Origin of the sequence: Streptosporangium sp. NPDC006013, assembly GCF_040614275.1 — a bacterium.
Taxonomy (GTDB): Bacteria; Actinomycetota; Actinomycetes; order Streptosporangiales; family Streptosporangiaceae; genus Streptosporangium.
The window spans coordinates 1-9,569 of sequence record NZ_JBEXUE010000393.1 but is presented as its reverse complement, the minus strand read 5'-3'; the positions used below and the strand labels follow the sequence as shown (position 1 = coordinate 9,569).

Sequence of the window (9,569 nt, the reverse complement as noted above, 5' to 3'; positions counted from 1 at the left end):
CGAGGACAGCGGCAGGGTGGGCGGTGTGGGTGACGCGGTCGCCCGCCTGCTGCGCGACGCCGACGTCGACGTCCCGGTCCGCACCTACGGCATCCTCCGCGCCGGCCGCGAGGTCACCGTCTCCGAAACCACCCCGCGCCCACGGCTACGCGACTGCCGCTGCAAAGGCCTCGCCAATACCTGCATGTCCCCCTGCGTCGGGCCGTAAGAAATCGCACCACCGCGCGGGATGGCTCCGCACACCAACCCGCGAACCGTCACCGGGACTTCCGGCCGCGACCACTACGCGTCAAGAGACGTCCACCAGGATCGGTTCTCCTGATACCAGGTGATGGTGCCCGCGAGACCTTCTCTGAAATCGATCATGGGTTCGAACCCGATCTCCTCGGTGATCTTCCTGTGGTCGATCGAGTACCGATGGTCCTGAGCCCGCCGGTCTGCCACGTAGCGGACTCGGTCCCAATCGGCCCCGGCCAGCTCGAGCAGCAGGCCGGTCAGCTCACGGTTGGTGAGTTCTATCCCGCCGCCGATGTTGTAGATCTCGCCGGCGCGGCCCTTGTCAAGGACCATGGAAATGCCGCGGCAGTGGTCGTCGACGTGCAGCCATTCGCGGATGGCGCCGCCGTCGCCGTGCAGCGTGAGGTCGCGCCCCTGGAGCAGGCGGGTGACAAAACGAGGAATGATCTTCTCCGGATGCTGCCGGGGTCCATAGTTGTTGGAGCATCGGGTGATCGACAAGTCCAGGCCGTAAGTGCGCCAGTGCGATCGGGCGAGGCAATCGCTGGCCGCCTTCGACGCCGAGTACGGGTTGTTGGGCTCGAGCCGAAACCGTTCCGTCCATGATCCCTGCTCGATCGACCCGTACACCTCGTCGGTGGACACGTGCACGACGCGCTGGATTCCACTCGTCCCGCATTGTTCGAGAAGGCGGTGGGTGCCCATCACATTGGCCCACACGAACGGGTCCGCGTCGTTCACCGCCCTGTCGACGTGCGACTCGGCAGCGAAATGCACGACTCCGTCGTGTCCGGGCAGGAGATCAGCCAGCAGCTCCCGGTCGCAGATGTCGCCACGCACGAAGGTCAACTTCGGATGTGCCTCGGGCAGGTTCTCCCTCCTGCCGGCGTAGGTCAACTTGTCCAGAACGGTGACTCGGGTGTCCTCGTGGCCGGGATATCGGCCGTCCAACATTGACCGTACAAAATGGGATCCGATGAACCCAGCTCCGCCAGTGACCAGGATTCGCATCTGATACTCCTTCATCCGCGTTACCTGCCTCGCCTCTGGCGGACAACTCGGACGGAAACACGGTGTCGGCGATCATGTGATTCCCCCAGATCAAGGGGTTTCTTTCAGGTGATTGTGCCTCAGCCGATCAGGTAATTCCCCTAGTGTTGGCGGACGTAAGCTCCGACCGCCAGCTGATCGAGGACTTGTCGTGAGCTGTCGAAAGGACTTCCGCCAGATCGAGCGCGGTGGCCACGACGGCTGGGCAACACGATGGGTGGAAGGAGAGAACGCTGATGGACTCCACCGGCCGCTGCCTGGTGTGCGGGACCAACCGTCTGGAACAGGTGGTCTCGCTCACCCCGACTCCGCCCGCCAACGACATCGCGCCCACGGCCGAGGCGGCCCGATCTCAGCACCGGTACCCATTGGACCTCGTGCGCTGCGCCGGGTGCGGCCTGGTCCAGCTTGTGGACGTCATTCCCCGATCGGTACTGTTCGCCGACTACCGGTACGCCACGGGTGCCGCTCCTGCCCTCGTCGACCACTGCCGTGCGCTGGCCACCCGGGTCACGGATCGGCTGGAGCTGGCCGCCGGGGCGAAGGTGCTCGAAATCGGCTCGAACGACGGCACGCAACTGAGCTTCTTCGCCGAGCGCGGCATGCGGGTGCTCGGTGTCGACCCGGCGGTCGAACTCGGGGTCTACGCGCAGGAGCAGGGAATTCCAACGCTGACCGCGCATTTCGGTGTGGAGTCGGCCGAGAAGATACTGAGTGACATCGGGCCCGTTGACGCGGTGTTGGGCAGCAATGTGCTCGCCCATGTCAACGACGTGAACGGAGTTCTCCGCGCGATCCGCCTGCTCCTCAAACCGGGTGGCTGCGCCGTCATCGAGGTCGCGCACGTCCTGCCGATGGTCCAGCACGGTATCTTCGAGTTCGTCTACCACGAGCACCTTTCGTACTTCTCCCTGCACGTGCTGGCACAGGCGGCCGAGGCGAACGGGCTCGCGGTGTCCGACGCCGAGCTCATCTCGACCCAGGGAGGCTCGTTGCGCTGCTGGATACGCCGCGATGACGAGGCCCGCCCCTCGACGGCCGGATTCGACCGGATCCTGCAGGCCGAGGTCGACGCGGGGGTGCCCGACGGCAGTTTTCTCGACGGCTTCGCGGACCGCATCGACCGGGTCTGCACGACCCTCAACGACGTGCTGGGCGGCCTGTCGAGAGTCGGTCGGCGGATCTGCGGGTACGGCGCGTCGGCGCGGGCCGTCACCCTGCTCTCCCAGGCCGGAGTGGGCGGTGAGATCGCCTGGATCGTCGACGACAACCCGCGCAAGGTGGGCAAGTACACGCCGGGCGACGGTATCCCCATCGTGAGCTCCGAGCGGTTGGCCGCGAACGCGGCCGACTACTGCGTGCTGTTCGCCTGGAACTTCGAGGCCAGCATCCGCGCCCGGTCGGCGGCGTTCGCGGCAGCCGGCGGCGCGTTCGTCGTGCCGTTCCCGGAGCTGTCCATCAAGTGAAGTGGTTAGCCGGATGATCCCATTGGCCTGGAATGTCGCATGACGATCGTCTGGAGGGACTGACGTGCACGTCCTGGTCACCGGAGGTCTGGGCTATCTCGGCCATGCGGTCACCCACGATCTTCTCGCCGCCGGTCACCAGGTCACCGTCCTGAGCCGGAGCCGCGCGGACGTGCGACGGCATGCCGACGCCGGCCTGGTGGAAGGCGATGTCCGGGACCGCGGCCGAATCCGGGAGATAGTCGCCGCCGGGCGCTTCGACGCGGTATGCCACCTCGCCGCGGTGTCCCGAGGACGGGACTCGTTCGCCGACCCGCTGACGTACTACGACGTCAACGTGGTCGGCACCCTCAACCTCCTTATGGCGCTCGACAACGTCCGTGAATCGGTGCCTCCGGCTCGATTCGTGTTCGCATCGACCGACAAGGTTTACGGCTCGCAGTACGTCGGCGCCCTGGGCGAGGATCTGGACCCCCGCCCGGAAAGTCCCTACGCGGCATCGAAGGTCGGGGCGGAGCAGCTCGTCGCGGCGTACGCCGCCACTGGAGCGATCGGCGCGATCACGCTGCGGTGCTTCAACATCGCCGGTACGGCCCATGGGCGCACCGACACCGACACCGCGCGTATCATCCCGAACGTATTCCGCGCGCTCACCGGCGAGTTGCCGTACATCACACTCAACGGCGACGGATCCGCGGTCCGCGACTTCGTCCACATCCTCGACGTGGCGGCAGCGATGCGGCTGTCGCTCGCCGCCGTGAGGGTGGGCGAGCACCGCGTCTACAACATAGGGAGCGGCACCGCGTCCAGCATGGCGCAGGTCGTGGCGACGGCGGAAGCTGTGACCGGCCTTCAGCTGCCGGTCCGAAAGGCGCCGCCCAAGCCGGAGCCGCAGATCCTCACGGCCGACAACAGCCGCGCCGTGAAAGAACTCGGATGGCTTCCCGAGCGATCGGGCCTTACCGGGATGATCGCCGACGCATGGAGCATCTGGAACGCCTGACGATCAGCTGTGCGGCCAAGGCCCGCCATACGCTCTCTGCGGCAGGCCCGGTCCCGCCGCTACGCCCCGAGTTCCTTGGCGATCTCCTCGTTCACCGCCTGCTGATGCCGGGTGAGGAAGAAGTGACCGCCGGAGAACACCCTGATACGGAAACGCCCCGAGGTGTGCCGGCTCCAGGACTCCGCCTCCTCGACCGTCGTCCTCGGGTCGGCGTCCCCGGTCAGCACGGTGATCGAACCACTCATGCTCCGCTCCGGATCTCCGCGATAGGTCTCGATCGCGCGGTAGTCACCTCGCAGCGCGGGCAACGCCATCCGGAGGATCTCCTCATCGCCGAGCAACCCGGCGTCCGTGCCGTTCAGCAGCTTGAGCTCGGCGATGATGCCGTCGTCGTCGCGCCGGTGTACCGACTCGTCCCGATGGGTGGACGGCCCTCGGCGTCCCGAGGCGATCAGCGTGTGGGGTGCGTTGACACCCTTCCGCTCAAGCCGGCAGGCCACCTCGAAGCCGATCACCGACCCCATGCTGTGGCCGAAGAAGACCGTCGGCTTCTCCGACAATGTGATCAGCTCGTCGACGATCCGATCCGCCAGGACACCGATGTCGGTGATGCACGGCTCCCGCAACCGATCCTGCCTCCCGGGATACTGAACGGCCACCACATCGGCCCCCGGCGCGAACCTGGCCGAGACCGGACGAAAGAAACTCGCCGATCCGCCCGCGTGCGGAAAACACACCAGGCGCTTACCCGCCCCCACTGCCGGATGGTAGCGACGGACCCATGCGGTGCTGACGTCGTCCGCGGTACTCACGATCCGTTGACCCCTTCATCTCGCCGAATGCTACTCGGACCAGTGAAACCCATCAGCGACTCGCAAAAACACTAGAAGCCGGGCCGGTGGGCTCAGCCCGAGGCTGCCAACCAGTCCATACGCCACGAACTCCGGTGATTTCCTGGTCTTTCGACATTTAGTGTCACTACCGGCCCTCGCTGCGCGCCGCTGCCGAGTTGCGCCGCCAGGTCGATCGGCTGGCCACCGTCCAGGTGCGCCGGGTACGCGCCGTACAGAGGATGTCATGGACGCAGATAGCGGAGGCCCTCGGGGTCAGCAGGCAGGCGGTATACAGGCGCCTCGGATGGAGGAGGTTCTGCGCGGGCGGGTGCGACTGAGCAGCCTGGGCAGGTGGAACTCGTGGCGGCCGCTGTTCGACCTGGTCCGCCCGCACAAGCGCGTGCTGCTGCTGGGGGGCGTGTTCACCCTGGTGGGGAGCTCCGCCGGGCTGGCGATGCCAATCCTCGCCAAGGGCGTGATCGACGCCTTCGGAAAGGGTGGCGACCTCGCCGGCCCGACCCTCTGGCTGTCGGTGGCGGTCCTGCTGGCGGCCCTGCTCTTGGGGACGGGTCGCTTCCTGCTTGAGCGGATGGGCGAGGGAATCGTGCTGACCTCGCGCATGAGCCTCGTTGATCGCATCCTGCGGCTAAAGGTGGCCGACGTGGACCGGCTCAAGCCGGGAGACCTGCTCTCCCGGGTCAGCTCCGACACCACACTGCTGCGCGCCGTCTGCACGGACGCGCTGGCCAGCTCGGTGAACGCGATCTTCATGTTCCTGGGCGCGGTGGTGCTGATGGCCGTCATCGACGGCCTGCTCCTCATGGTCACGCTCGTGGTGGTCGCCCTGATCGGCCTCATAGCGGCGTCGATCGTGCCGCGCATCGGCCGGGCGTCGCTCCAGGCCCAGGTGGCCCTGGGCGAGATGGGCTCCGTGCTCGACCGCGCTCTCCAGGCGTTCCGCACGGTCAAGGCCAGCGGGGCCGAGTCGCGCGAGATCGCGATGGTGGGCGTCGCGGCCTCCGAGGCACGTGACCGCGGCGTGACCGCCGCCGCGTGGACCTCGGTCACGAGCGTCGGCACCTGGATGGCCACCCAGCTGGCGTTCCTCGCCGTGCTTGGAGTGGGCGGCGCGCGCGTAGCCAGCGGGTCGTTGGAGATCTCGTCGCTGGTCGCGTTCCTTCTCTACATGTTCTACCTGGTCTCCCCGATCGGGACGCTGATCGAGAACCTCACCCAGATGCAGAACGGCCTGGCCGCGATAATCCGCATCCGGGAGATCTCCGAGCTTCCGTCCGAACCGCCCATCCCCGAGACGCGGGAGCCGGAGAGCACCGCCCCCGTCGGCCTCGTCTTCAGCGGCGTGGTCTTCCGGTACGGCGAGAACCGGTCGATCGTCCACGACCAGGTGGACTTCGAGGTGCCCGCGGGTGGCATGACGGCCCTGGTCGGACCTTCGGGAGCCGGCAAGTCCACGGTCTTCGGGCTCATCGAACGGTTCTACGAGCCACAGGCCGGGAGAATCCTCATCGGCGGCCGGGACATCCGCGAATGGCCACTGGGCGAGCTGCGCGCTTCGCTCGGCTACGTGGAGCAGGACGCCCCCGTCCTCGCCGGCACATTCCGGGAGAACCTCGTCTTCGGGGCGCCTGGCGCCACCGAGGAGGAGATCGCCCACGCCGTGGCCCGCACCCGCCTGGACGATCTGGTCGCCCGCCTGCCCGAAGGCCTCGATACGCCCGTCGGCCACCGCGGTGTCCTGCTCTCCGGCGGGGAGCGCCAGCGGGTGGCCATCGCCAGGGCGCTGCTCCGCAAACCCCGTTTGCTGCTGCTCGACGAGGCCACCTCGCAGCTCGACGCCGTGAACGAGCTGCGCCTGCGCGAGGTGGTGGCCGAGGTGGCGCGGGAGACCACGGTCCTGGTCATAGCCCATCGGCTGTCCACCGTCACCGGCGCCAACCGGATCATCCTCATGGAGGCGGGCCGGGTCCGCGCCTACGGCACCCATGACGAGTTGGTCGACGCCGACGACCTCTACCGCGAGCTTGCCGCGACCCAGTTCCTCGTCACGTCCTGATGCTCCAGGCAGCCGGCGTGGCATTCGTGGCGACAGCCGTGAGGTCACTCCGGTAGGGCACCCGAACCTTCGATCGCGAGATCCGCTGACCGTGCTCTCCCCACCGCGGTGGGGAGAGCACCGATCACGGCGGTGTCGCTCCGCGCGCAGGAACGTTCATGTCGAGCGCGGTGCCCTCGGTCCAGGGTTCCGGCTGGGTCAGGAACACCGAATCGCCGTTGGTGCCCTCCTGCATCTGCACCCACCGTCGCATGGCGGCCTGGGTGACCGGTGATGACATGCTCATCAACGCGGCGACGGCCTCCTGGTTAAGACTGGCCCGGGCCGAGAGGGAAGGGGCGTCATTGAAGATCCGCTTCTGCAGGGCCACAGCCTTCCGCGGCCGCCTGGCATAGCGTTCCGCCATCCGCTGTACCGTGTCCAGCAGGTCCTCGGCCGGCACCACCCGGTTCACCAAGCCCAGCTCCAGAGCCTCCTGCGGCGTGTAGAAACGCGCTTCGAGCATCATCTCCAGAGCCCGGGACGGCCCGACGAGCTGGACGAGCCGCTGCCCGCCCAGGGAGGTGTTCAGCCCCAGCGACAGTTCGGGCAGGCTGAAGCCGGCATCGCGGTCAGCTGACACGCGCATGTCGAAGAAGACCGACATCTCCAGGCCACCGCCGCCGCACGGCCCGTTCACCGCGGCGATCCACACCGCCGGGGAGTGCATCAGCCGCAGCGCCATGTCATGGAACCGGGTTACCGCGAGCAGTGCTTTGAGCGAGGAACGGGCGACCAGACGTTCACCCGCCAAGCCCGTCATCGCCCGCACACTCCGGTACAGGTTCTGGGCGACCGCGCGGGAGATCTCCGGCGTGCCATCCGCCTGCGAAGAGATCTGGGCGATGTCGAAGTGCGTGATGAACCGGCCGGGGCGCGCGCCGGTGACGACGACCGCGCCAATCGAGACGTCGTGTTCCACCGCCTCGGCGAGCCGGATGAAGTCCCGTTGCATCGACAGGGTCATGTAGTTGAACGGCGGGGCGTCCACCCACACCGTCAGCACCCGACCCGACTGCTCAAGCCGCAACGTGGACAGTTCGAGACCTACCGCGCCTTCCACAGGCCTCCGATCCGTCTGTTCTTCACCGAACATTTCTCAACCGGCCCATCGGAACCAGCCGTCGACCAGGCGGGCCGTGTCCTCCGCCTTCTCGGCGAGCATCGAAAAGTGGTTCGCCTCGATCGTCCGTACGGCATGCGACGGGTCGAACGGCGTCGCCCGCCAGTAGTCCGATTCAGGTTCGACCTCGGAGAACGGCTCCGTGCACTGCACGAACAGCACGGGCGCTCTCACATCGGCCGGCTCGATATCGTGCGTGATGGCAGACCAGTGCCCCATGGCGGACAGTCGCGCGGTGTTGAACTCGCCGAAAACCGTCTCCATCTGCATGATGTACTGCAGCACCTGCTCGGACAGCATCTGCGAATCGCCACCCGCACGGGGATGGAAGGAGTCCATCATCACCACCGCCTCCGGGGAGATCCCCGACTTCTCCAGTACACCGGCCGCGCCGTAAGCGAGAATGCCGCCGGCCGAATGACCGACGAGCACGAACGGTTCCCCCTCACTGGCCTGCACGATGCTTTCCGCGATACTCCCGAGGGCGACATCGATCGTGGCGGGAAGGCCCTCACCGAGGGCGTATCCGAGCAGGGGAAGCGCCGAGACGTGCCTTTCCCCGCGGAAGTGCGCGGCGAACCGCGCATACTGGTGAACGCCACCGGTCACCGTGGACGAACTCACGCAGATCAAGCGAGGCCGCGCCGCGCCACCGGCCAGCGTCACCGGCCGGGGTATTTCCTTCAGGTCGACAGGTGCGTCGTACATGGGCCGGGCCCTCGCCACGGCATACAGCAACCCGAACGCCTCCTGCGCTTTCCCTGAACGAAAAGCGCCACGGAACAACTCTGCCAAGGTGTCGTTCACCTGGCCCGCCACCGAGGTCGCAGTCGCCTGGCCGGTATTCGTCCGGGTGACGAGCTCATGCCGCAGCCAATGGGCGAGACCAGCGGAGTTCTTGTTCTCGAACACCGCCATCAACGGGAATTCCCAGCCAACCGCCCTGGCAAGGGAGTTACGCAGTTCGGTCGCGCTGAACGAGTCGAAGCCCAGCTCGAAGAAATCACGTTCGAGATCGACGTCCGAGGGATCGCCGTGACCGAGAACGGCAGCCGCATGACGCCGCACCAGTTCCTGCAACACCTCGTACTGCTGCGCTTCTCCAAGCCCCCGCAACCGCTCCCGAGCGGTGTCGGCCTCGGGTGTCGACTCGGAATCGGCCGAACCCATTACCGCAGCCAGCCCTGTCTCCACCACGTTCCCGGTCGGCGAACCGGTTCCGCCGAGCCAGTACCGCCCGCGCTGGAAGGCGTAGGTGGGCAGGTCGATCCGGCGCCCGCCAGGCGGCAGCACCCGCCGCCAGTCGACCGGAACCCCGTGCACATGCAGCTGGGCCAGCGCAACCGTAGCCGCCGTATGCTCGTCCCGGTCCTTGCGCAGCACCGGCACCAGCACCGTGTCCGACCGGTGCCGGTTGGCGGGCGCGCCGGCGAGCGCGGCGAGGGTGTCGCCGGCCATCGCGGCCAGCACCCCATCGGGGCCCAGTTCCAGATACGCCCGCACGCCCTGACGCTGCATGGCTCGCACGCCGTCGGCGAAACGGACCGCGCCGCGGACCTGGTCGACCCAGTAGTCCGGCGAGCACAGCTGCTCGGCCGTGGCCACCTCACCGGTCACGTTCGAGACGACCGGGATTCGCGGCGCGCTGAAGGTCAGCGTGCGGACCAGGGCGCGGAAGTCCTCCAGCATCGGATCCATCAACGGCGAATGGAACGCGTGCGACACCCGCAACCGCTTCGTCCGC

9 protein-coding genes are annotated in these 9,569 nt (G+C 67.4%); 5 read left to right on the top strand and 4 right to left on the bottom strand.

Going from position 1 to position 9,569, the window contains the following annotated elements:
• The coding region (locus ABZ260_RS38870; protein WP_355627489.1) for a hypothetical protein at positions 1 to 208 on the top strand (208 nt) is incomplete at its 5' end.
• A 74-nt stretch (positions 209 to 282) separates the two neighbouring features.
• Here ABZ260_RS38870 and rfbB read toward each other — a convergent pair.
• Complete coding sequence (gene rfbB, locus ABZ260_RS38865; protein WP_355627486.1) at positions 283 to 1,248, bottom strand: dTDP-glucose 4,6-dehydratase; 966 nt, start codon at positions 1,246 to 1,248, stop codon at positions 283 to 285.
• A 275-nt stretch (positions 1,249 to 1,523) separates the two neighbouring features.
• On the opposite strand from rfbB, the gene ABZ260_RS38860 reads away from it, so the two are divergent.
• Positions 1,524 to 2,753 carry a class I SAM-dependent methyltransferase gene (locus tag ABZ260_RS38860; RefSeq protein WP_355627483.1) on the top strand — a complete coding sequence of 410 codons (1,230 nt, stop codon included), beginning with the start codon at positions 1,524 to 1,526 and terminating at the stop codon, positions 2,751 to 2,753.
• A 64-nt stretch (positions 2,754 to 2,817) separates the two neighbouring features.
• Positions 2,818 to 3,756, top strand: a complete 939-nt coding sequence (locus ABZ260_RS38855) for an NAD-dependent epimerase/dehydratase family protein (RefSeq protein WP_355627481.1) — start codon at positions 2,818 to 2,820, stop codon at positions 3,754 to 3,756.
• Positions 3,757 to 3,815: 59 nt separating this feature from the next.
• Here the strand turns inward: ABZ260_RS38855 and ABZ260_RS38850 are convergent, their stop codons facing one another.
• Positions 3,816 to 4,568 carry an alpha/beta fold hydrolase gene (locus ABZ260_RS38850; RefSeq protein WP_355627479.1) on the bottom strand — a complete coding sequence of 251 codons (753 nt, stop codon included), beginning with the start codon at positions 4,566 to 4,568 and terminating at the stop codon, positions 3,816 to 3,818.
• Positions 4,569 to 4,801: 233 nt separating this feature from the next.
• On the opposite strand from ABZ260_RS38850, the gene ABZ260_RS38845 reads away from it, so the two are divergent.
• A complete protein-coding gene (locus ABZ260_RS38845; RefSeq protein ID WP_355627492.1) occupies positions 4,802 to 4,927 on the top strand; it encodes a helix-turn-helix domain-containing protein in 126 nt (41 codons plus the stop codon).
• Positions 4,894 to 6,663 carry an ABC transporter ATP-binding protein gene (locus ABZ260_RS38840; RefSeq protein WP_355627477.1) on the top strand — a complete coding sequence of 590 codons (1,770 nt, stop codon included), beginning with the start codon at positions 4,894 to 4,896 and terminating at the stop codon, positions 6,661 to 6,663. Before ABZ260_RS38845 ends, ABZ260_RS38840 begins: the two co-directional genes overlap by 34 nt.
• 124 nt (positions 6,664 to 6,787) lie before the next feature.
• On the opposite strand, the gene ABZ260_RS38835 is transcribed toward ABZ260_RS38840, so the two are convergent.
• Positions 6,788 to 7,798, bottom strand: a complete 1,011-nt coding sequence (locus tag ABZ260_RS38835; protein WP_355627474.1) for an enoyl-CoA hydratase/isomerase family protein — start codon at positions 7,796 to 7,798, stop codon at positions 6,788 to 6,790.
• Positions 7,799 to 7,801: 3 nt separating this feature from the next.
• Positions 7,802 to 9,569 (bottom strand): thioesterase domain-containing protein (locus tag ABZ260_RS38830; protein WP_355627471.1); only part of this gene is annotated, 1,768 nt, incomplete at its 5' end.

Bases quoted from the DNA above. Each gene is read 5' to 3' on its own strand.
- ABZ260_RS38835 (WP_355627474.1), bottom strand. From the start codon at position 7,798: ATGTTCGGTGAAGAACAGACGGATCGGAGGCCTGTGGAAGGCGCGGTA.
- rfbB (WP_355627486.1), bottom strand. From the start codon at position 1,248: ATGCGAATCCTGGTCACTGGCGGAGCTGGGTTCATCGGATCCCATTTT.
- ABZ260_RS38840 (WP_355627477.1), top strand. From the start codon at position 4,894: ATGGAGGAGGTTCTGCGCGGGCGGGTGCGACTGAGCAGCCTGGGCAGG.
- ABZ260_RS38860 (WP_355627483.1), top strand. From the start codon at position 1,524: ATGGACTCCACCGGCCGCTGCCTGGTGTGCGGGACCAACCGTCTGGAA.